Raw genomic sequence first — 1,572 nt, forward strand, 5'->3', positions numbered from 1 at the left:
CTAGACGATATGAAGTGTGGCGGGCCGGTCCCTGATGTAGGACTGGAACCTCGGGTTCAAAGAGGTTCGTGGGTTGCCGGGCCACGGTCTGTTCCGCCACCAAGAGGCGGGGGTGTGGACTGGTAGAGCCACATTTGAACGTCGGGAGGTTCCAGCCATGAATAAGCGTACCTACGTGGGTTTGGATGTCCATGCGCGCAGTGTGAAGGGCTGCGCGATCGATCGTGAGACCGGCGAGATCCTGCGTCAGAGCCTCGCCGCGAACGATGCCGGGATCGCCGAGTGGATTTCTGGATTGCCGGGTCCGGTCCTCGTTGTCTATGAGGCAGGCCCAACGGGATTCGGCCTGGCCCGGTTGCTGGCAGCCGCAGGGGTCGAATGCCTGGTCGCGGCGCCGTCCAAGCTCCAGCGGCCGTCCGGGGACCGGGTGAAGACCGATGCCCGCGATGCAGAGCATCTGGCCCGGTTGGCGCTGCTCGGGCAAATTACCCCGGTGCGGGTCCCGGGTCCGGCTCAGGAGGCGGCCCGTGATCTGGTACGTGCCCGCGAGGACGTCCGTTCGGATCTGATGAGGGCCAGGCACCGGATCTCGAAGCTCCTGCTGCGCCACGGTCTGGTCTACTCCGGTGGCCATGCCTGGACCGACGCCCACCACACCTGGCTGCACCGGCAGCGTTTTGACGATCCTGCCCTGCAGGCTGCGTACGAGGCCGGCCTGGAAATGGCAGAGCTGACGCTGGACCGCCGCAACCGTTTGGATGCGAAGATCACGGCGATGGCGGCGACCGAGCCGTATGCCCCGGTCGTGCGGGCGCTGATGTGTCTGCGCGGCATCTCGGTGCTCACCGCCTTCGGCCTGGCGGTGGAGATCGGCGACTGGACCCGCTTCACCGGCTCCACGATCGGCGCGTATCTGGGTCTTGTCCCCTCCGAACATACCTCCGGTGCGTCCCGGTCCCAGGGAGCCATCACCAAAACCGGGAACACCCACGCCCGACGCCTGCTGGTCGAGGCCGCGTGGCACCACCGGCGCCCCTACAACAATGCCAGCCGCGACATGCGTTCCCGCTGGGATGCAGCCGACGAGGCCTCCCGGGTCCGCGGACACCAGGGGAACCACCGGTTGCACCACAAGTGGGAGCAGTTCGAAGCCCGGCACAAACGCCGGGTCATCGCCAATGTCGCCGTCGCCCGCGAATTGGCTGGCTGGTGCTGGTCCCTCGCCGCCGCGGTCCAACAGGAGCAGCCGTGGACGGATGAATAGACGTGTGCCGTTCCCGGCCCTGTCCTGATGGCTTGGCAGCGTGGAGGAGACCCGCGAAACACCTATGGACAACCGGGTAGTTCCGGTGACGCCCGACATTGCTAGACCAGCGGCACCCCTCCAGCCGAACACCTCGTCCTGCGGTAACCAACCCGCGCATATCAGTCTGACAGCGCCCGTCGATCACGACGCGCCAGCCAGCCCCGGACGGGCCCAAGGAACGGAACACAAAAGGAGCGGTCCAAGACACCCAGTCTTGGACCGCTCACCCTTGCCCCCTTGACAAGAAATACCTACATATCAGGTGT

Annotated in this window: 1 protein-coding gene; it reads left to right on the plus strand. The window is 65.8% G+C overall.

Annotated features, from left to right (window positions below):
• Positions 1–157 precede the first annotated feature (157 nt).
• A complete protein-coding gene (locus ABFP37_RS22450; RefSeq protein ID WP_347035025.1) occupies positions 158–1,264 on the plus strand; it encodes an IS110 family transposase in 1,107 nt (368 codons plus the stop codon).
• The last annotated feature ends 308 nt before the right edge of the window (positions 1,265–1,572 follow it).

Source organism: Burkholderia sp. RS01, from assembly GCF_039748055.1.
Lineage (GTDB): Bacteria > Actinomycetota > Actinomycetes > Actinomycetales > Micrococcaceae > Arthrobacter.

Coding starts and splice junctions, on each gene's coding strand:
- ABFP37_RS22450 (WP_347035025.1), top strand. CDS start 158: ATGAATAAGCGTACCTACGTGGGTTTGGATGTCCATGCGCGCAGTGTG.